Source organism: Kouleothrix sp., assembly GCF_046328425.1.
GTDB lineage: Bacteria > Chloroflexota > Chloroflexia > Chloroflexales > Roseiflexaceae > Kouleothrix.
The window spans coordinates 187,076-208,486 of record NZ_JAXLWP010000006.1; the positions used below are offsets into that span (position 1 = coordinate 187,076).

The following is a 21,411-nucleotide window of genomic DNA, read 5'->3' on the forward strand; positions in this document are numbered from 1 at the left end:
TCGGTTTACAGTTTGCAATGCTCTAAGGATGCACCATGCACCTGTATGATTTACCAAGTGGAGTTCCCTGGCTCAGCCTGATCTGGCTCAGCATGTTGATCCCGGCGATCATCATGATGTTTCTGAAGCCCGAGCAGAAATATCAAATCCGGCTGGTGGGCACGGTGTTCGCGTTCATCTCGCTGGTGCTATCGCTGCTGGTGTACTTCGGCTACGACTACAACAGCGCCCAGAAGCTGCAGTTTGTCGAAGAGCTGCCCTGGCTGCCACAGCTGGGGATCAACTACATACTAGCGGCCGATGGCATCAGCATGCCGATGCTCATCCTCAACGGGTTTGTGATCTTCACCGGCGCGCTGATGAGCTGGAACATCGCCGAGCGTACACGCGAGTACTGGATCCTGCTGCTGATCCTGACGGCCGGCGTGTACGGCGTGTTTGTATCGGTGGATCTGTTCCTGTTCTTCGTGTTCTACGAGCTGGCGGTGCTGCCGATGTACCTGCTGATCGGCATCTGGGGCAGCACGCGCAAAGAATACGGCGCAATGAAGCTGACGCTGTACCTGATGGGCGGCTCGGCGATGATTATCATCGGCATGATTGCGCTGTACTTCGGCAGCGGCCTGCGCACCTTCGACATGCGCTTGCTGTCGCAGGCGGCGCTGTTCTCGCGGAACTTTCAGATCGCCTTTTTCCCGCCGACATTTTTGGGCTTCGCGGTGCTGGCGGGCATGTTCCCGTTCCATACCTGGAGCCCAACCGGCCACGTGGCCGCGCCGACGGCGGTTTCGATGCTGCACGCTGGCGTACTGATGAAGCTGGGCGCGTATGGCTGCCTGCGCGCCGCGATGTGGCTGATGCCCGAGGGCGCGCACTACTGGCTGCTGCCGATCGCGATCGCCACGCTGATCAACGCGGTGTATGGCGCGACTATCGCGATGACCCAGCGCGACTTCAAATTCATGATCGGCTACTCGTCGGTGAGCCACATGGGCCTGGTGGTGATGGGCCTGGCGGCGGGCAACGAGATCGGGCTGATCGGCTCGGTGCTGCAGATGTTCGCGCATGGTGTGATGACCGCGCTGTTCTTCGCGGTTGTCGGGCGCATGGTGTACGAGCGCACGCACACGCGGCAGTTCCCCGAGCTTGGCGGGATGGCGAAGATTATGCCGTTCGCGGCATTCGTGTTCATCCTGGCCGGCCTCTCGTCGATGGGCATGCCGGGCTTCGCGGGCTTCTGGGCCGAGTTCAATATCTTCATGGGCATGTGGGATCGCTTCCCGCTGATCTCGGTGCTCGCGGCGATCTCGATCCCGATCACAGCGGCGTATATTCTGCGCGCCGTGTACACGGTGTTCTTCGGCGAGGTGAAAGACCCGAGCTTTTTCAAGCTGCCCAAGCTGACGTGGCAGGAGTATGCCGGCGCGTCGATCCTCGCCGCGGTGATCTTGATCACCGGGCTCTACCCAAGTATTCTTACCGAAATGATTGGCAGCGGCGTGCGGCCAGTGGCCGAGGCGATCCAGCAGGCAGGCGCTCTGTCGCTGGGGCGCTGACGTTTAGAATTCAGGAGCCAGAATTCAGGGGTCAGAACGGTGCATTGCTTCTCTCGCCGTGCAATGAAGACATCGCTTGATTTTGAATTCTGTCTCCTGACTCCTGAATTCTAGGAGTAACAAGGTGAGCTTTCAAATCACAGACATCCCACGGCTGCTGCCCGAGCTGATGCTGCTGGCGCTGGCGCTGCTGGTGCTGGGCACCGACGTGCTTGAGCGCTGGGGCAGCGACGCGGAGTCGCAGATTGAGCGCGGCAAGGCGGCCGGCCAGCTTACGGCGATCGGCCTGGTATTCGTATTTGTGGTCGGCCTGATCCAGAGCAAATACCTGTTTGCCTTTCCTGAGCCGACGGCCAACACGAATGGGCTGGTAGCCTACCTGCTGGCGCTCGGGCGCAACTTGCAAGCCGGCGGGCCGGGCGGCGATCCGATCCTGGGCGCGTTCGCCACCGATAACCTCACGATGATCGCCCGGCTGACGTTCGTGGCGGCCGCGTTTCTGACGACGCTGCTGGCCTTGGACTACCGGCCGTCGGGAAACCCTGGCGAGTTTTACGCGCTGATCCTGTTCTCGACGGCGGGCATGAACTTCATGGCCTCGGCGTCGGAGCTGATCATGGCGTACCTGTCGCTCGAGCTGTCGTCGATCTCGCTGTATATTCTCGCGGGCTACTTCCGCAACGAGCGCACCTCGGCTGAAGCCGGCATTAAATACTTCCTGTTTGGCGCGCTGTCGTCGGGGATCCTGCTGTATGGCATGAGCCTGGCGTACGGCTTCACCGCCAGCGTCAATCGCTCGGGCGGCGGCCAGCCGATTATCGCGACGCTGTTCTCGGAGATCGCCAAGGCGGGGGCCACTAGCCCGAACAGCGCGCTGCTGACGCTGGCGATGATCTTCGTGCTGGCGGGCATTGGCTATAAGGTGGCAGTGGTGCCGTTCCACAGCTGGTCGCCGGATGTGTACCAGGGCGCGCCCACGCCGATCACCGCGTTTATCTCGACGGCCTCGAAGTCGGCCGGGTTTATTCTGCTGTACCGCGTGCTTGTCACAGCATTCCCCTCGATCGCCGGCTCGCCATCGCTCAGCGCGTTTGGCGGCTGGACGAGCTTGCTGGCGATTATTGCGCTGGTGACGGTGGTGTTTGGCAACCTGTCGGCGCTGCCGCAGAAGAACGCCAAGCGCCTGCTCGCCTACTCGAGCATCGGCCACGCCGGCTTTGTGCTGCTGGCGATCCTGGTGTGGTCGTCGAGCTCGCAGACCGATCGGACGTTTGGCAGCGCCTCGCTGATATACTACCTGATCGTCTATACCGTGACGAACCTTGGCGCGTTTGGCGCGCTGGCAGTGATCCGCGAAGCGGTAGGCGGCGACGACCTAAGCGACCTGAACGGCCTGTGGCGCCGCAATATCAGCCTGGCGCTGATGCTGACCGTGCTGGTGCTGTCGTTGGCCGGCGTGCCGCCGCTGTCGGGCTTCTGGGCGAAGTTCTTCGTGTTTATGGCCGGCTACCAGGGCGGCGCGCTGCTGGTGGTAGCGGTAGCAGTGGCAATGACAATCGTCAGCCTGTATTACTACCTGGGCTTCCTGAAGGCGATGTGGATGAATCCGGCGAAGTCGACCGAGCCGGTGCGCACGCCGCGCAATATGAATGTCACGCTGATCGCCGCCACCGTGCTGGTACTGCTGCTGGGCCTATTCCCGAATGTGGTGTGGAATATTCTCAGCCAGGCGACGCTGGTTGCTGGGCGGTAGGCAAGCACTCGGCCAACTGGCTGAAGCGCGGCCCGGGCAATCTGCCCGGGCCGCGCTGCTACGTTGTTCGCTTGATCGCGTATAGATTGTGTTGCACGACGTGGCTTCGCCACGTCGTGCAACACAAAGAATTGGGGGCGGCGAAGCCGCCAAACCCCACCAAAGTGTCAGTAATCAAGCGATTTCGGAAGAGTGTCGGGGCTTGGCGATGCGCTGGCTACAGCTTGATTTCGCCGGCCAGGAAGCGCCGGGCTGTTTCGGCCAGAATGGCGGCGCCTACAGGCAAGCAGCGCTCGTCGATATCGAACACCGGAGTATGGTGAGCACGCGGGATATCGCCCACGGCCGCGCCGAGGTGGAACATGGCGCCGGGGACTTTGGCGGTCATATAGGCGAAATCTTCGGCGCCCATTCCCGGCGGGGTCGGGTCGAGCGCGTCGGCGCCAAGCAAATCGGTGGCGGTGCGCGCCAGCCAGCCGCTGACGAGCGGGCTATTTTTGCCGGCCGGGTAGCCGCGCGAAACTTCCATGCGGTAGTCGCCGCCGAGCGAGCGCACGATACTGATCGCGCGTTCGACCTCGGCCTCGAGCAGGGCGCGCGTGTCGTCGTCGTAGCTGCGCATGGTGCCGTGCAGGAACACCTCGGGCGGGATGACATTCGAGGCGGTGCCGCCGTGGATCTGCCCGACCGTCACCACTGCCGGCTTTTGCGGGTCGACGCGGCGCGACACAATGCCGTGCAGCGCGGTGAGCACCGGGGCGAGCATCCAGAGTGGGTCGGTCGCCTCGTGCGGGTAAGCGCCGTGGCCGCCGGTGCCGGTGATCCAGGCTTTGAACTGGTCGGCCGCAGCCGAGTCCCAGCCGTCGCGCATGGTCACCTTACCGAATGGCTGCATCGAGTCGACGTGCAGGGCGATCACGGCGTCGACGCCGTCGAGGGCGCCGTCGCGCAGCATCATTGGGGCGCCGCTCATTGGCTGGCCGCCCTCGTCTTCTTCGGCCGGCTGGAACAGCAGCCGCACCCGGCCGCGCAGCCCGCCGGTGGCGAACTCGTGCTTGAGCAGGTGGGCCACACCCAGCAGCATGGCCGTGTGGCCGTCGTGGCCGCAGGCGTGCATCTGGCCGTCGTGGGTCGAGCGATAGTCGGTGGCGTTGGCCTCGAGGATCGGCAGCGCGTCCATATCGGCGCGGATGGCGATCGTCGGCCCGTCGCCGCTGCCGAGGTCGCCGACGACGCCGGTGATGCCAACGCCAGTGCGAACGCTGAAGCCGCCAATCTCGCGCAGCGTATCGGCCACGAGCGCGGCGGTACGCACCTCGCGGAAGGCCAGCTCGGGATGGCGGTGGATATCGCGCCGGAGCCGAGCCAGCTCGTCGGCCAGGGCCTGGGCTTTGTCTAGCATGGTGAACTATTCCCCCTATGTCACTTTGAGTAGATACTCGTGCTCGAGCAGCAGCTCGGCGCCATTCGCCAGCGCGAGCGCCAGGCGATATTCGCCGGGGCGCTCGGGAGTGAGCCGCAGCCGGTCGACCTCGGTGGCCATGCAGTCGGGCGGCAGCGTGATCTGGCGCTCGACGCGCGCGACCTCGCCGTCGGGGCCAAGCACCCGCGCGGTGATCGCGACCGGCGCCGGCTGGTGGGCATCGTTGACCGCGTAGAGCGGCAGGTCGATTGGCCGGCCGGCGGGGTGGGTGTCGGCGTTCAGCAGGGTAAACAGGTACTGCGGGCTGAAAGCCTGGCGCATCGCGTAGTACGAGCGCTTGGGCACGCGCCAGTAATCGATGATCGACCACTGGACGGCGGGGTTCGAGTCGTTGAACATAAACGGCAGGATGCCGCCGGTGGGCCGATACTTGTGAAAGCGCAGCCGATCGATATAGAAGCGGTTGATCGAGCTCTGGTATTCCTGCGTCAGCTCGACCAGGTCGGCGAGCGAAGCCGAGGTGCGCCAGGCCAGCCAGTAGTCGAACATATTTGGCTGCATATGGTGGCGCGCGGCCACCTGCTCCCAGTCGATCTTCGAGATGTCGTGGTGCAGAAATTTCGCGCAGCTCTCGATGTTCGGGAAGCTCTGCGCGCCGAACTCAGTGACAAAGCGAATGTTGTCGGGGAAGCTGCGGACAATGCGCTCGAACGCGCGCAGCGGGCCGTACACGCCGCCGTACCAGCCGAAGTAGAAGTGGGTGTCGGTGCCGCGCCGGAAGAACGGCACGGCATATTCGCCCGACGAGCGCACCACCGGGCGAGTGGTGTCGTGCTCGCGCGCGGCCTGGCGCAGCTGGCGATCCATCACGTCGCGGTTCCAATTCCAGATGAACACCGAGACATACGCGCGCGCGATGGTGTAGATCGTCTCGTCTTTGGTGTCGAGCGCGTAGAGCGGCTCGTTGTGCATGCACCAGATCGCCACGGAAGGGTGCTGGCCAAGCAGGTCGATCATCTCGCGCACCTGGCGCAGCGCCTCGGGCAGCACCTCGCGGTGATACATCCACTGAAGCGGGAAATCCTGCCACAGCAGCAGGCCAGCCAAGTCGGCGGCCTCGTAGAACGCCGGGTGCTCGACGTGGGCGTGCACGCGCAGCATGTTCATATGGCAGTCGATCGCCAGCTGGATATCCTGGGCGTAGCGCTCGGGCGTCATGGTGGCGATGCGGGTGTCGCCGGGGGCGTAGTTGTTGCCCTTGATGAACAAGCGCTTGCCATTGAGGTACGCCACCCATTTGCGCATCTCGAAGCGGCGCAGGCCGAACGTACAGCTGTGCGAGTCCGAACGTTCGCCGCCGTGCAATACCTCGAGCGTGATCGTATAGCAGCTCGGGTGGCCAAGGTCGTGCGTCCACCAGAGCTGCGGGTCGCGCACATCGAAGGTGCCGGCAAGCTCCTGCTGGCCCTGGGCGAGCGCGCGGCGCTGCTCGACCACCTGAACCGCGCCGGCGAAATTTTTCGGCGCGATCGTCCAGCGCAGCGTTGCGTCGCCTGCGGCTGCCGCGTCGAGCGTGGCGCGGAAGCGCACCTCGGCGATGTCGGCGCCGATCGCCTCGGGGTGCAGCCGCAGCTGGCGGATGCGCGTCGGGCCGCTGGCGATCAGCTCGATCGGCAGCCAGACGCCGCCGGGGTTAGTGGCGGGGTCGATGCAATCCCAGTGCGAGAACACGCCGGTGATCATGCGCTTGCCGAGCTTGTTGTGCTCGTCGGGGCACTCGACCTCGACCACGAGTGTGTTCTCGGGCGCGAGCCAGGCGGTGACCTCGTGCTCCTGGGGAGTGAAGTAGCCTTCGTGGCGGCCCAGGTCGACGCCGTTGAAGTAGGGCTGCGACCAGTAGAAGATGCCGTTGAGCCGGAGCCAGTAGCGAGCGCTGGGGGCGAGGGGTTGGGCCTGATCTGGTGTCTGCGGTGGTGGCCAGCTGTCGAGCGCCAGATCGTGCGCGGCAAAGCGCTTGCGATAGACCAATTTGCCAGCGTAGCGCTCGAGCAGCGGCTGCTGCTGCCAGTGCGCGGGCAGCGCCTGCGTGAGCCAGGCGTCGTCGTCGAGCGGGTAGAAGCCCTGGCGGAACGCATCGATTGGCAGGAGCTGCCACTCGCCGTCGAGTGTGCGCGATAGAGGAAACGTCATAATCATTCCAGCAATAAGAAGCCGCGAGCCTGGTATGTGCTAGGCGGGTGGGCTCATCCGACGAAGAAAATCGAGCACAGCGAGCTGGAACAGCGCGGGCTGGTCGTTCATTACGGCGTGCCCGGCAGCCGGAAGGATGCATAATTCGGCGCGCGGGATGGCGCGGCGCATTGCCACCTGCTGATCAATATGGCCGAACTGGTCGCGCTCGCCGGCGATCAGCAGGGTTGGCGCGGCGATGCCGGCCAGCTGCTCGGGCGCGAGATCGGGCTGCACCGGCCAGAGCGGCAGCATCTGGCGCATAAGCGCCTGCCAGTAGCCATGCTCGTGGTGGGCGTCGTGCAGCTCGGCCAGGCGAGCGGCCCAGGCGGGCAGGCGCTCGGCGATGCGCTCGGGCGTCATCTTGGCAAGCTGCGCGAGAGTGCGCTCGTCGTTGGTATACTGCGCACCCGCCAGCACCAGCGCCTGGACGCGCTCGGGCCAGCGCAGCGCGAAGTACAGCATGGTGATGCCGCCGTCGCTAAAGCCGCAGAAGCTCGCGCGCGCAATGCCGAGCGTATCGAGCAGCGCGGCCAGATCGGCGGCGAGCTGGCCGTAGCCGGCGAACGGCCCTGGCGATGCACTGGTGCGGCCGTGGCCGCGATGGTCGTAGGCCAGCACGCGGTGCTGCTGAGCCAGCGCAGGCAGCAGGGCGCCCCAATCGGACTCGATCGTGTCGAGCGCGCCGTTGAGCAACACCAGCGGCGTGGCGCCGAGCGGGCCGTGTAGCTCGTAGTAGACGCGCAGGTCGTTGATTTCGGCAAAAGGCATAGGCAACCGTCGGTACTCTCTGGTGTATTCTAGGCGATGCCGCAGGCGAAAGCAAATAGCGAGTTGTTCATCGCGAGCAAACGACAGGCAGTAGTATGAATCGGCGCCTGGCGGTATCTGACGATGTTGTATAGTACTATGGCATTTATGTGAATAAATTGTCAAACATGCTGGCCAACTATCTGCTAAAGTAGAGTTGTCTAATCCACCACCACCCATCATTCGAACGAGAGGAGGTGATCGGTCGCTATGCAGTACGTTCGCCCAGAGATCCTGGAGACCTACACCGAGGAGGAGTTGGTCGAGGAGGCTGCCGTGTGCGTCGTTTATGGCGGGGGCCCGATCCCTTAAGCGCCAGGACACACCGTAGTATCAAGGGTCGCCGTTCATAACGGCGACCCTTGATGCATGTTGGCGTCCTGGTGCTATCCCTGGCTTAGCACGGCCTTTAGCGTATCTTCGAACAGCTCGAGCCCCTCGTCGGCCTGGGCTTCGGTGAGCACCAGCGGCGGGCAGAAACGGATGGTCGAGGCGCCGCATGTGAGCAGCAGCAGACCGCGCCTGAAGGCCTCTTCCATCACGTCGTGGGCCAGCTTGCGCGCCGGCTCGCGCGTGCGGCGGTCTTTCACCAGCTCGAGGCCAATCATGAGGCCACGGCCGCGCACGTCGCCGAACTGCTCGTAGCGGCCGGCCAGCTCGTTCAGGCCGCGCATGAAGTAGCTGCCGACGCGGGCGGCATTGGCGGCCAGCTCGCTTTCGACGAGCGAGAGCACCTCGTAGGCGGCGGCGCAGGCCAGCGCGTTGCCGCCGTAGGTATTGCCGTGCGAGCCCGGCTCCCAGCGCTCGGTCAGCTCGCGGCGGGCCACCATCGCGCCGATCGGCATGCCGCTGCCCAGGCCCTTGGCCGAGGCGACGATATCGGGCGCGATGCCCTCGTGCTCGAACGCCCACATCTTGCCGGTGCGGCCCACGCCGCTCTGAACCTCGTCGGCAATCAGCAGGATGCCGTACTGATCGCAGATCTGGCGCAGCCCCTTCAGGAAGCCGGCCGCCGGCACGACATAGCCGCCCTCGCCCTGGATCGGCTCGATGATGATCGCGGCCACATCGCGCGGCGGGGCGATCGTGTGGAACAGCGTCTGCTCGATATAGTTGAGGCACACCTCGCTCACCCGTGCCGGGTCGACGTCGAACGGCGGGCGGTAGGGGTTGGGGTAAAGTGCGTGGAATGTGCCGGGCACCAGCGGGTAGTAGCCGCGGCGCTGCACCGGCTTCGAGGCCGTGAGCGAGAGCGAGCCGTACGAGCGGCCGTGGAACGCGCCCAGAAAGGCAATAATGCCCTGTCGGCCAGTGACGTAGCGCGCCAGCTTGATCGACGCCTCGACCGCCTCGGTGCCTGAGTTGCACGGGAACAGCTGCCACTGGTGCTCGGGCGGCATGAGCGATGTCAGCTTCTCGCCGAACTTGACCATCGGCTCGCTGTAAAAGTCGGTGCCGGCCATGTGGATGAAGCGGGCGGCCTGGTCTTGCACCGCGCGCACAACCTGCGGGTGGGCGTGGCCGGCCGACACCACCGCGATGCCAGCGTTCAGATCGAGGTAGCGGTTGCCGTCGACATCCCAGACATAGCAGCCATCGCCGCGCTCGATCACGAATGGGTAGACGCGCCCGGCGCATGGCGCGTACACCTGGTTATCGCGCTCGACCAGCGCGCGCGCCCGTGGCCCGGGGATTGCGGCGGTGTCGAGGGGTGGCGTCATTGTTTCGATTGATGCAGTCACATGTGCCTCCTTGCGACGCGCCAGAACGGCGCTGTTCTGGCGCGCTTCTCCAAACCAAAAAAAGCCCCTCGCGCCTCTCTCCAATCGGGCATTGTAGCCGAGGGGGCCAGGGGCGTCAAGGCGTGGCTAGCACGACACGCCGATGGCACGAGTCTTGCGCCACCAGCGCTGAAGTGAGCAGCGGCGCTAGGGCCGCTGCGTGTATTCGACATTTGGCTAGATTCAGGTAGGCAGCATATGCACAACACAGAGGCGCCCGAGCTGTATGCGGCGGTATTCGGCGATCTGGCCGCCGCCGAGTCCACGCTGCATGATCTGCAGGCCGCGGGCGTGCCATACCCGGCCATACGCATGGGCACGCACACCGCCGAAGAGCTTGCCGGCACACCCCTGGCCGAGCGTGTGGCGAGCGCCGGCCAGGCTGGCCGCGCGCTCTGGTCGCTGACGCTGACGCTCGACCCGCAGTGGCGCGAGCAGGCGCTCACGACGCTGCACGCCGCCGGGGCGCTGGCGCTGGGGCGGCTGCCCGCGCCCGACAACCGCGCCAACGACACCGAGCGTGGCGCGATCGCCTGGCGCCACTATGTGTTCGAGACCGACGCGGCCACCGATGCGGTAGGCGAAGGCGCCGGCACCACCGGCACCACTGGCGTGATCAGCAGTGGCGTATTCGCCGACGGCGCGCTGGCGAGCGGCAACCCGCCGGTGCGATCGCAGCCTGCCGGCGACCATCGGCCCTCGGATGCCGGCCAGGCGCCCACCAGCGACACCAGGCGGCCCGATACCAGCAAGGATCGCTCGCGCCCGCAGACCGAGCTGAAAGAGCCGTAACGTACAGCTCGCCACAGTGTAATGCGGCGATCATCTAGAGATTGTACAGGGTACGACCGCGCCTACGCCGGCTCGTGGCGTGGATTGCGCGACCGGTATCTGATCGCTCGATAAAACGAAGACCGGCATTGGAACGCGAAGACGTGTACATGCACGCGGCGGCGGGGCGCTGCCCGTGCATGTTTGTATGTTTGGGGGAAGAGGGAGATATGACCAGCGACCTGACCACGCCGGTGGCGGCGGCTGCGCAGCAGCAGCTGGCGCCGCGCATCCCAGTGGCGACCTACCGCTTGCAGTTTAATCGGCAGTTTACATTCGCGCATGCCCGGCACTGGCTGCGCTACCTCGACCAGCTGGGCGTGAGCGATTGCTATGCCTCGCCATACCTGAAAGCCCGCGCCGAGAGCACGCACGGCTACGATATTGCCGACCACAGCGCGCTCAACCCGTCGATCGGCAGCGAGGCCGAGCTGCAAGCATTTGTGGCCGAGCTGCACGCGCGCGGTATGGGCCAGGTGCTGGATATTGTGCCGAACCACATGGGCATCGGCGAGAGCAGCAACCTGTGGTGGATGGACGTGCTCGAGAATGGCCCCAGCTCGCCCTTCGCGCCGTACTTCGATATCGACTGGCACCCGTTCAAGGCCGAGCTTGCGAACAAGGTGCTGCTGCCGATCCTCGGCCAGCAGTACGGCCGCATTCTCGAGGCCGGCGAGCTGCAGCTGCGCTACGGCGCCGGCGCGTTTACGCTGCACTATTGGGGGACCGAGCTGCCGGTGAACCCACGCACCTACACGCTGATCCTGGATGAACCGCTCGGCCAGATCAGCGCGGCGCTTGGCGCCGAGCACGACCATGTGCTTGAGTACCAGAGCATCATGACTGGCCTGACCAACCTGCCGCTGCGCACCGAAACCGACCGCGCCAAGGTGGCCGAGCGCCACCGCGAGAAAGAGATCCTCAAGCGCCGCCTCGACGCGCTGGCCCAGGCCTCGGCTGAGGTGCGCGCGGCAATCGAGGCCGCCGTGGCGCGCTTCAACGGCACGCCCGGCGAGCCGCGCAGCTTCGACGTGCTCGACGCGCTGATCGATCGCCAGGCCTACCGCCTGAGCTACTGGCGCGTCGCGGCCGAAGAGATCAACTACCGGCGCTTCTTCGATGTGAACGACCTGGCGGCCATTCGCGTCGAGCTGCCCGAGGTGTTCGACGCCACTCACCAGCTGATCATACGGCTGCTGGGCGCGGGTATCGTGCAGGGCTTGCGCGTCGACCACCCCGACGGCCTGTGGGACCCGGCGGGCTACTTCCGGCGCCTGCAGGAGCGCTACCTCGCGACCTGCGAGCAGCAGCCGGCTACCAACGGCCAGCTGCCGGCTGACGCAGACGATGGCGCGCACGACGACGCGCCGGCTGGCCGCCCGCTCTATATCCTCGCCGAGAAGATCCTGGCGCCGGGCGAGCATTTGCCCGCCGACTGGCCGGTGCACGGAACTAGCGGCTACGACTTCCTGAACGCGCTGAATGGCATCTTCGTCGACGCCGCGAACGAGAAACGCTTCAACGCGCTCTACGCCGACTTCACCGGCCTGCGGCTGCGCTTCGATACGCTGACCTACGACACACGCAAGCAGATCATGCGCAATGCGCTGGCCAGCGAAGTGTATGTGCTGGCGCACCAGCTCAGCCGCGTTGCCGAACATAACCGCTACTACCGCGACTTCACGCTGAACAGCTTGCGCGATGCCCTGCGCGAGGTGGTCGCCTGCTTTCCGGTATACCGCAGCTATATTGTCGCTGCTACCGACACGGTGAGCGAGCGCGACCGCGCGGTGATCGAGCAGGCTGTGAGCCGCGCGCGCCGCCGCAACCCGACGCTCGACCCCTCGATCTTCGACTTTCTGCGCGACATTCTGCTGCTGCGCTACCCCGACACGCTCGACCCGGCGGCGCGCGAGGAGCAGCGCACCTTTGTGATGAAGTTCCAGCAGCTCACCGGCCCGGTGATGGCCAAAGGGCTGGAAGACACTGCATTCTACATCTTCAACCGGCTGACCTCGCTGAACGAGGTTGGCGGCGATCCACAGCGCTTTGGCACGAGCGTGAGCGCGTTCCACCGCCAGAACCAGGAGCGCCTGCGCGACTGGCCCGGTGCGCTGCTGGCTTCTTCGACCCACGATACCAAGCGCAGCGAGGATGTGCGGGCGCGGATCAATGTGCTTTCCGAGCTGCCCGACGAGTGGCGCAGGGCGCTGGGCCGCTGGAGCCGCCTGAATCGCCGCAAGAAAAGCACCGTCGACGGCGCGCCCGCGCCCGACCGCAACGAAGAGTATCTGCTCTACCAGACGCTGCTGGGGGCGTGGCCATTCGATCTTGGTATTCCAGAACACCAGGCGAGCAGGCAAGCAGGCCACGCTGAGACCAACGGGTTTTCCGGATCGGCCGCACCCCCGGCTGCCGCATCGCCAGAGTGGCTCGAGTTTGCCGCGCGCATCCAGGAGTACATGATCAAGGCGGTGCGCGAGGCCAAGGTGCACACCAGCTGGCTGAACCCGAACACGCAGTATGATGAAGCCGTGCGCGCGTTTGTCGCCGCAGTGCTCGACCCGGCGCCGGCCAATCGCTTTCTGGCCGACTTCCGCGCCTTTGCCGAGCGGATCGCTCACTTCGGCGCGTTTAACTCGCTGTCGCAGACGCTGCTGAAGCTCGCCGCGCCGGGCGTGCCCGACATCTACCAGGGCACCGAGCTGTGGGATTTCAGCCTGGTCGACCCCGACAACCGCCGGCCGGTCGATTTCGATCTGCGCGCGTGGTGGCTGGGCGAGCTGGCCGACGTGCGCGGCGACCGCGCCGCGCTGGCGCGCGCGCTGGTTGAGCGCAAGGCCGATGGCCGGATCAAGCTGTACCTGGTGCACCGCGCGCTGCAGTTTCGCCGCGCCAACCCCGAGCTGTTCCGCGCCGGCAGCTACACGCCGCTGCTGGCCGGCGGCGCCGAGGAGCACGTCGTGGCGTTCGCGCGCGCCAATGCCGGCGCCGAGGCGCTGGCCGTGGCCCCGCGGCTGCTGGCGCGCATGCTCGGCGATAGCGGCGCGGCGCCACTTGGCCCGGCCTGGGGCGACGCGACCCTGCTGCTGCCGGCCGCGCACGCGGGCCGGCGCTACCGCGACGTATTCACCGGCACGGCGCATAGTGTGGCACTCTATAGCGGAGCGCCCGGCCTGCCGCTAGCTAGCCTCCTGGCCGACTTCCCAGTGGCCCTGCTTGAGCGAATTGCGTAACATTCACAAGAATTGCTCGGTATATGGGGGCGGAACCCACTCATGGCGGGCCGCTCTTCGGGTACAATACAGTACCCGCGCTGCTCAGGCGATACGTGCCACCGGCTGCGAAATTCGCGCAGCCGCTCGCGAGAAGAAAACCCGACCGACAAGACAGGCCAGGAGAATTCGACCATGACATTAATATGGCCCGGCAAGCCGTACCCGCTGGGTGCCACCTGGGATGGCCAGGGCGTGAACTTTGCCCTGTTCTCGCAGCATGCCACCGGAGTCGAGCTGTGCCTGTTCGATACGCCCGGCGCGCCGCACGAGCGCCAGCGCATCGCCATGCCCGAGCAGACCGATAACGTATGGCACGTATACCTGCCGGGCCTCCAGCCTGGGCAGGTGTATGGCTACCGCGTGTACGGCCCGTACGATCCCGAGGCCGGGCACCGCTTCACTCCGGCCAAGCTGCTCGTCGACCCGTATGCCAAAGCGATCGCCGGCGAGCTGACCTACCACGACGCGGTGTATGGCTTCACCGTGGGCAACCCCTATGAAGACCTAGCCCCCGACACGCGCAACAGCGCGCCGTACGTGCCGCGCAGCGTGGTGATCGACCCGGCCTTCGACTGGGGCGACGACCGCCCGCCGGCCACACCGCTGTACAAGTCGGTGATCTACGAGATGCATGTCAAGGGCTTCACCAAGCTGCACCCCGAGCTTCCTGAAGCGCTGCGCGGCACCTATGCCGGCCTGGCCATGCCGCCGGTGATCGAGTACCTGAAATCGCTTGGCGTTACCGCCGTCGAGCTGCTGCCCATCCACCACCACGTCGACGAGCGCTTTTTGTTCGACAAAGGCAAGACGAACTACTGGGGCTACAACACGCTGGGCTACTTCGCGCCCGACTCACGCTTCAGCAGCGCGGGCGACGACGGCGGCCAGGTGCGCGAGTTCAAGTCGATGGTCAAGGCGCTGCACGCCGCCGGCATTGAGGTGATCCTCGACGTGGTGTACAACCATACCTGCGAGGCCGACCGGCTCGGGCCGACGCTGGCGTTTCGCGGCATCGACAACCTGGTGTACTACCGCCAGATGCCGGGCTACCCGCGCGAGTATATCGACTACACCGGCTGCGGCAATAGCCTGAGCATGCTGCATCCGCGCACCCTGCAGCTGATCATGGACAGCCTGCGCTACTGGGTGACCGAGATGCACGTCGACGGCTTTCGCTTCGACCTGGCGGCCACGCTGGCGCGCGGCCTGCACGCCGACGCGCGGCTGACCACGTTCTTCGACATGATCCACCAGGATCCGATCCTGTCGCAGACCAAGCTGATCGCCGAGCCGTGGGATATCGGCCCCGGCGGCTACCAGGTGGGCAACTTCCCGGTGCTGTGGGCCGAGTGGAATGGCAAATACCGCGACGTGATCCGGCGCTACTGGAAAGGCGACGCGATCGGCACCGCCGAGCTGGCCTACCGGCTCACCGGCTCGAGCGACCTGTATGAGCACAACGGCCGCAAGCCCTACGCCAGCATCAACTTCATCACCGCGCACGATGGCTTCACCCTGCGCGATCTGGTGAGCTACAACCACAAGCACAACGAGGCCAACGGCGAAGATAACCGCGACGGCGAGAACCACAACAACTCGTGGAATCACGGCGCCGAGGGGCCTACGGCCGACCCGCAGATCAACGAGCTGCGCGCGCGCCAGCAGCGCAACATGCTCGCCACCATGCTGCTCTCGCAGGGCGTGCCGATGCTGCTGGCCGGCGACGAGCGCAACCGCACCCAGCACGGCAACAACAATACCTACTGCCAAGACAACGAGCTGAACTGGATCGACTGGAAGCTCGACGACGCCGGGAGCGCGCTGCTCGAATTCACCCGCACGCTGATCCGCATCCGCAACGAGCATCCCGCGCTGCACCGGCGCAAGTTCTTCCAGGGGCGCAGCATCCAGGGCGCGAATGTGCAGGATATCGAGTGGTTCCGCCCCGATGGCCACGAGATGGGCAACCACGAGTGGAGCGAGACGATCGCCGGATGCCTGGGGATGCAGCTGAACGGCCGCATGATCAATGAGTGGGACGAGCGCGGGAACGTGATCCAGGACGACGTCCTGCTGCTGCTGCTGAACGCCTACGCCGACGATGTCGCCTTTAAGCTGCCGGGCGGCGCGCGCGACGGCGAGTGGGAGGTGCTGGTCGATACTGCCACGCCCGAGGCGCCGCTGCCCACGGTGCGCACCGGCAAGCCCTACACGCTGCACGGGCGCTCGCTGGCGCTGCTGCGGCGCACCAGCCGCTAGCCCCCGGCAATGCGACGACTCCGCGCCGCCTACCTGGCCGCCGCGCTGGCTGTGGTGCTGGCTGGCGTGCTTTCGCGCGTGCTGCACAGCGGCCAGCCACTGGTCGATAAATACCTCGGCGACGCGCTCTACGCCGCGCTGGTTTACCTGCTCCTACGGGCCTGGCGGCCCGGCGACGCGCTCGCCGGCCACGCGCTGGCATCACTTGTGCTACTGATCGCGATCGAAACCTTTCAGCGCACAGGCATCCCCGCACGCATGGCCCGCAGCGGCAATCTCGCCGCCCGGCTGCTGGCGATCGCGCTTGGCACCGGCTTCAGCTGGTACGACCTGCTGGCCTACGCGATTGGCATCCTGGCGCTGCTGCTCGCCGATTGCGCGCTTGTGCGCCGGGCGGCCCGCGCCGACCCAGGCAGCTAGCACGCCGATACACCGGAGCATATGAACCAACAATCAACCTGGAGCTTGCCGATTGGCGCGCAGCCCGACGCCAACGGCGTGCATTTTCGCGTCTGGGCGAACGACGCCAGCCACGTCGAGGTGGTGCTGTACCACGACGGCTACGAGAGTGGCATGGTGCCGCTCGAGCCGCAGGCAGGCGGGTACTTCGCCAGCTATGTGCCGCAGGTTCGGCCGGGCGCGCGCTATATGTACCGCGTCGACGGCCGCGCCCCACGGCCCGACCCGGCCGCCCGCTACCAGCCCGACGGCGTCCACGGCGCGTCGCAGGTGATCGACCCGGCGGCGTTTGTGTGGGCCGACGACGGCTGGCGCGGCCGGCCGCTGGACGATCTGGTGCTCTACGAGCTGCACGTAGGCACCGCCACCGATGCAGGCACGTTCGACGCGCTGATTGCGCGGCTCGACGACCTGCGCGATCTGGGCGTCACGGCGATCGAGCTTATGCCGGTGGCCGACTTCCCTGGCGAGCGCAACTGGGGCTACGACGGCGTGAGCCTGTTCGCGCCCTCGCGTACCTACGGCGGCCCCGACGCCCTGCGGCGGCTGGTCGAGGCCGCGCATGCCCGTGGGCTGGCGGTGCTGCTCGACGTGGTGTACAACCATCTTGGCCCCGACGGCAACTACCTGCGCGAGTTCAGCCGCGACTACTTCACCGAACGCCACAGCACGCCCTGGGGCGACGCGTTCAACCTCGACGGGCCGAACAGCGCCCCGGTGCGCGCGTTTTTTATCGCGAATGCCTGCTACTGGGCGCACGAGTATCACCTCGACGGGCTGCGGCTCGACGCGACCCACGCGCTGCGCGACGATAGCGCCACGCACTTGCTGCAAGAAATGGCGGCGGCGGTGCGTGCTACATTGCCAGCCGGCCGCAACTTCGTGCTGATCGCCGAGAACGAAGCGAACGACCCGACCCTGGTGCGCCCGGCTGCGGTGGAGCCAGCAGCCGGCCAACAGGCGGAGCATACCGCAGGCCAGCCCCCTGAAGCCGCGGCGGGCTATGGCTTCGACGCGGTGTGGGCCGACGATTTCCACCACCAGGTGCGCGTGGCGCTGACTGGCGAGCGCGAGGGCTACTATGCCGATTACAGCGGCAGCGCCGCCGATCTGGCGGCGACGATCCGCCAGGGCTGGTTCTACATTGGCCAGCAGCCGGCCGATGGTGGCGCGCCGCGCGGCCAGCCCACCGGCGGGACGCAGCCGCCGCAGTTCGTATTCTGCATCCAGAACCACGATCAGGTAGGTAACCGCGCGCTGGGCGAGCGCCTGAGCCACCAGATCGGGCTCGATGCCTACCGCGCCGCTTCGCTGCTGCTGCTGCTGAGCCCGTACACGCCACTGCTGTTCATGGGCCAGGAGTGGGCCGCCAGCACGCCGTTCCAGTATTTTACCGATCATCACGAGGAGCTTGGCCGCCTGGTGACGCAGGGCCGCCGCGCCGAGTTCGCGCGCTTTGTGGGCTTCGCGAGCGAGACGGTGCCCGACCCACAGGCGCGCGATACGTTTGTGCGCTCGAAGCTGCGCTGGGATGAGCGCGCGCGCGCGCCGCACGCCGGCATGCTGCGGCTGTACTACGATGCGCTGCGGCTGCGCGCCGGCCTGCCGGCGCTGCGCCAGCGCAGCCGCGATGCCTTTGAGGTAGCGCCGCTGGCCGAGGCCGCGCTGGCCTTGCGCCGCGAAGGGCCGGCGCCTGGCACTACGCTGCTGCTGGTGGTAAACCTGCGCGGCGCGCGCGAGCTGGCGCTCGGCGACGATCGCCGCACCGCCGCGCCGGGCGGCCAGCGTTGGGAGATCGTGCTCGATAGCGAGGATGCGGTGTATGGCGGCCGGGGCGCGGCGCCCTTCGACCGGCAGCGCCAGGTGCTGGCATTTTCTGGGCCGGGCGCGGTGCTGCTCGCGGCGGTAGGCGCGTAAACCGCCGGCCAATGCGTTCGCCCAGAAACGGGCTATGGAGTGCGCCGGGCCACCGGCAGAAAGAGCTGGCGCGCCGGTAGCACCCGCGCGGTCATCAGCGCGTCGCCGAGCAGCCCGTAGGTCGAGATCGCATCCTGGCAGCAGCTGCCGTTGGCGAATAGCTCGGTATAGCCCGCCAGCGTCAAGTCGCCAACGCGCGCCGTCAGCGGCGGCGCCGCCCATAGCGCGGAGTAGAAGCCGCGCTGCAGCGCGTCGTGGCCGTGCGATACGCCCTGCCCCGCCGAAGACCAGATCGCAATCGCGCCGCCCTTCGGGTTCAGCAGCATGCGCTCGTCGATCGTGCCGCCGTACGAGGGCGTCTGAAACGCGCCGGTCAGGCAGGTCATCTCCAGCAGAATCGGCTGGCGCGAGCCGTTGGCGAGGTCGTCGGGATCGTACTGGCCCAGCAGGTATGGCGGGTTGGCGGTGTAGTCCGTCACCGCCCACTGGTAGAGGCTGCCGTGGCCAATGTAGTTCGCGAGCCCCGCGCCCGCGCCGAGCAGCGCAAGCGTGCGCTGGTATGCTTTCAGCGCGTCGCGCTCGCGCCAGGGCTGCCCGGCCGGCGCCTGAGGATCATAGTACATCCGGCTAATCCGTATGTCGGCGGGCTGCTGCGCGATACTGGCATCGGCGAATGCCGTGAAGTCGCCGGCGCTGTCGGGCTTGCCCTGGCTGTCGCGGTAGTTGTCGGCAATGTAGATGCTGCGCGAGCGCCAGGTCAGGTCGAGCGGGCTGGTCTCGTAGGCGACAATTTTGTTTACCATTCCCACAAGCTCCGCTGGGCTGCGCGCCGGCAGCCGCCCGATCGCCAGGTCGGGGAGTGGGTCGGCCAGTGGGTCGTCGTCTTGCAGCCGCACGAAGCACGTCTCGCAGGCGGTCTCGCCAACCCACGGGTCGACATTCGCCAGAAATGGCGGGATGTAGTTGGTGTTGTTGCGGTGGGTGTAGTTCATGGGGTCGGAGGTGCCGTCGCCCACGAGCGTAACGCCGTCGGGCGGTGTGGGCCAGCTGGCGGCGGTGTAGCGCAGAAAATCGCGAATCGCCTGTGGCGACACCTGGCCGTAGCTCCACGTGTCGTAGATCGACTGGACGTCGACGATGCGTGTGGTGTAGCCCTGCGCCTGGCGCAGCTTTACCAGCGGGGCTAGCGCATCGTGCAGCGCTGCCGGGGCGATATACACGGCTCGCGCGGGCGTGGCGAAGTCGAACGCCTGGCTGCGGCTGATGGCCGGCGCCGGCAGGCCAGTGGTGCCGGCCAGCACGTAGCTGCGTTGATCCGGGCCATCCTGAAATTCGCTGGTTGTCGCGTCGAGGGCCTGGAGACCGCTTAAGATCTGCGGTGCAGCCGGGTCGCTCACATCGTACAGCACGCCACCGGCCGGCGGGTTGTATAGCCGGTAGCGCCAGGCGCCGGCGCGCCCCACGAACGCCGCGCCGCGCCCGCCCAGGTCGAGACTGACGGGCACCTCCCACGCCACATGGTCGATCTCATAGCCGTCGGCGCTGGCGGTGGACGGCAGCACGAGCTTGATCTGCTTGGACGGCTGGTCGAATATCTGCGCCTGCTCCCAATCGCCCGCGCCACTCCACGTGCTGGTGGCGGCCGCGCCGCCCATGCCGATCTGCAGAGTGTGGTTGGTGGCAAGGTAGCTGCTGCCGGCGGCGGCCACTGTTGCCTGGCTGAGCACCATGGTGAGCGCTGGGGTGATGGTGATACTGGTGACGACCGGCGGCACTTGCGGCTGGCCGGGCGGCGCCGGGTCGATGCGCATATCGGCGGCGAACCAGTGGTCGGCGTCGGGCCCCGGCAGAAGCGAATCGTAGAGCTTGTTGTCGCGCCAGACGCCGCGCTCAAGCGCGAACAAACTCAGTTCGGCATTGCCCGGCGCCACCGAGCGCGTTGCCATACGCGCGCCTGGCGTGTCTTCGAGCGTCAGCCAGTAGGTGCTGGCGCCATTCCAGCGGTCGCCGGGCGTGGCGGCGTAGAAGCGCAGCTCGAGGCTGCCGCCGCTGCCGCGTTGGTCGATCGCCAGCTCGGCGCCGTTCAGCCGTAGGTGCAGGTTCTCGGGGGTGGCAAGCGGCACGCCTGCGGCGGCCAGCGCCGAGGCGCTGAGGCGCTGAATACCAGCCTGGGTTACGCGCACTTTCCAGCCCGTGCCGGCCGCCGGGTTGCCGGCTGGCGCCTCGGCGAGAAATGGCCCCGCCGCCGCCAGCAGCCGCGCCGTGCCGGAATCGAGCAGCGTGGCGCTCGCGACGCTCGCCCTGATCGATGCGACCGCGCGCGGGCCGCCGGGCGCCTCGAAAAGCGGGCTAAGCGCCAGCACCGCGATGCGCGCGCCGCGCAGGTAGCCTTCGCGCAGCAGCAGCACCGGCGCCTCCGGCAGCGCGCGGCCCGGCGCGGCGGCGAGGTCGGGCCGCGCCGGGCCTCCGGGCAGCTGTGGCACCGGCCGCTCGGCCGGCGCGAGCGCACTGCTCCAGGGCGCGCTGCTCAGGTGATCGATGTGGATGGCGATCGGGGCGTTGCCGGCCACGCGCAGTGCCACAAGCTGGGCTGGCAGGCGCGAGCCGCCAATGGCGACGAGTGTGGCGGCCGGGTTTTTAAGCGCGGCGGGCGCGCCATTCCATTCGAGCTGTACCCCGCCGCCCTGCTGGAGCACGCGTGGCGTGTCGGCTGGGGCGGCGCGCGAGGTTGCTGGCAGCAAAAGCCCAAGCAGGAGAAGTGCCAGAATGAGTGGGTTGCGACGTATCATGGTATGTGTTGCGCTATCGCGCGCTGGCTGGCGGTTGCGAGCATCGTCGTGCGGCCGCTTCGGGCCGCCACACGTCGAGTATATCACGCGCTTCGGGCCGGCAATCGTAACAAACCAATGACAAAATCTGCAGCGACAGACAGCAAAAAGCCCGCCTGGTAGTGCCAGGCAGGCTTGTGCTGCGCTTTACCGGGTTGGTGCCGGTGACTGGACTTGAACCAGTGACCTAGCGATTATGAGTCGCTCGCTCTAACCACTGAGCTACACCGGCATTTCGGCATAAAAGAAACGCAATCACATAATTGCGCGGGGTGTATGCTACCATA

The 21,411-nt window shown here is 66.5% G+C and carries 12 protein-coding genes and 1 tRNA gene; 7 read left to right on the forward strand and 6 right to left on the reverse strand.

Features of this window, described 5'->3' with window-relative positions; genetic code table 11:
• The first annotated feature begins 35 nt into the window (after nucleotides 1-35).
• Complete coding sequence (locus tag U0177_RS06935; RefSeq protein ID WP_409569868.1) at nucleotides 36-1,556, forward strand: NuoM family protein; 1,521 nt, start codon at nucleotides 36-38, stop codon at nucleotides 1,554-1,556.
• A 169-nt stretch (nucleotides 1,557-1,725) separates the two neighbouring features.
• Nucleotides 1,726-3,309 (forward strand): NADH-quinone oxidoreductase subunit N, encoded by a 1,584-nt coding sequence (locus U0177_RS06940; protein ID WP_409569955.1) that lies wholly within the window; start codon nucleotides 1,726-1,728, stop codon nucleotides 3,307-3,309.
• 217 nt (nucleotides 3,310-3,526) lie between these two features.
• On the opposite strand, the gene U0177_RS06945 is transcribed toward U0177_RS06940, so the two are convergent.
• The 4 genes from U0177_RS06945 to U0177_RS06960 form a co-directional block, all read right to left on the reverse strand.
• On the reverse strand, nucleotides 3,527-4,711 hold the full coding sequence (locus U0177_RS06945; RefSeq protein WP_409569869.1) for a M20 family metallopeptidase: 1,185 nt from the start codon (nucleotides 4,709-4,711) through the stop codon (nucleotides 3,527-3,529).
• Between the two features lie 15 nt (nucleotides 4,712-4,726).
• Nucleotides 4,727-6,922 (reverse strand): glycoside hydrolase family 2 protein, encoded by a 2,196-nt coding sequence (locus U0177_RS06950; RefSeq protein ID WP_409569870.1) that lies wholly within the window; start codon nucleotides 6,920-6,922, stop codon nucleotides 4,727-4,729.
• Nucleotides 6,923-6,961: 39 nt separating this feature from the next.
• A complete protein-coding gene (locus tag U0177_RS06955) occupies nucleotides 6,962-7,732 on the reverse strand; it encodes an alpha/beta fold hydrolase (RefSeq protein ID WP_409569871.1) in 771 nt (256 codons plus the stop codon).
• Nucleotides 7,733-8,157: 425 nt separating this feature from the next.
• Complete coding sequence (locus U0177_RS06960; RefSeq protein ID WP_409569872.1) at nucleotides 8,158-9,513, reverse strand: acetyl ornithine aminotransferase family protein; 1,356 nt, start codon at nucleotides 9,511-9,513, stop codon at nucleotides 8,158-8,160.
• A 237-nt stretch (nucleotides 9,514-9,750) separates the two neighbouring features.
• Between U0177_RS06960 and U0177_RS06965 the strand changes: the two genes are divergently transcribed.
• The 5 genes from U0177_RS06965 (at nucleotide 9,751) to treZ (ending at nucleotide 18,296) form a co-directional block, all read left to right on the forward strand.
• Nucleotides 9,751-10,344 (forward strand): hypothetical protein, encoded by a 594-nt coding sequence (locus U0177_RS06965; RefSeq protein WP_409569873.1) that lies wholly within the window; start codon nucleotides 9,751-9,753, stop codon nucleotides 10,342-10,344.
• A gap of 209 nt (nucleotides 10,345-10,553) precedes the next feature.
• Nucleotides 10,554-13,619: a malto-oligosyltrehalose synthase gene (gene treY / locus U0177_RS06970; protein WP_409569874.1), complete on the forward strand. Its 3,066-nt coding sequence runs from the start codon at nucleotides 10,554-10,556 to the stop codon at nucleotides 13,617-13,619.
• A 174-nt stretch (nucleotides 13,620-13,793) separates the two neighbouring features.
• On the forward strand, nucleotides 13,794-15,920 hold the full coding sequence (gene glgX / locus U0177_RS06975) for a glycogen debranching protein GlgX (protein WP_409569875.1): 2,127 nt from the start codon (nucleotides 13,794-13,796) through the stop codon (nucleotides 15,918-15,920).
• Between the two features lie 9 nt (nucleotides 15,921-15,929).
• Nucleotides 15,930-16,340 carry a DUF2809 domain-containing protein gene (locus tag U0177_RS06980; RefSeq protein WP_409569876.1) on the forward strand — a complete coding sequence of 137 codons (411 nt, stop codon included), beginning with the start codon at nucleotides 15,930-15,932 and terminating at the stop codon, nucleotides 16,338-16,340.
• Nucleotides 16,341-16,361: 21 nt separating this feature from the next.
• Nucleotides 16,362-18,296 (forward strand): malto-oligosyltrehalose trehalohydrolase, encoded by a 1,935-nt coding sequence (treZ, locus tag U0177_RS06985; RefSeq protein WP_409569877.1) that lies wholly within the window; start codon nucleotides 16,362-16,364, stop codon nucleotides 18,294-18,296.
• A gap of 32 nt (nucleotides 18,297-18,328) precedes the next feature.
• Here treZ and U0177_RS06990 read toward each other — a convergent pair whose 3' ends face one another.
• Together U0177_RS06990 and U0177_RS06995 are read right to left on the reverse strand one after the other, a co-directional pair.
• Entirely contained in the window at nucleotides 18,329-21,037 is a 2,709-nt protein-coding gene (locus tag U0177_RS06990) for a C25 family cysteine peptidase (protein WP_409569878.1), read from the reverse strand.
• Nucleotides 21,038-21,280: 243 nt separating this feature from the next.
• Nucleotides 21,281-21,356, reverse strand: a tRNA-Met gene (locus U0177_RS06995).
• Between the last annotated feature and the right edge of the window lie 55 nt (nucleotides 21,357-21,411).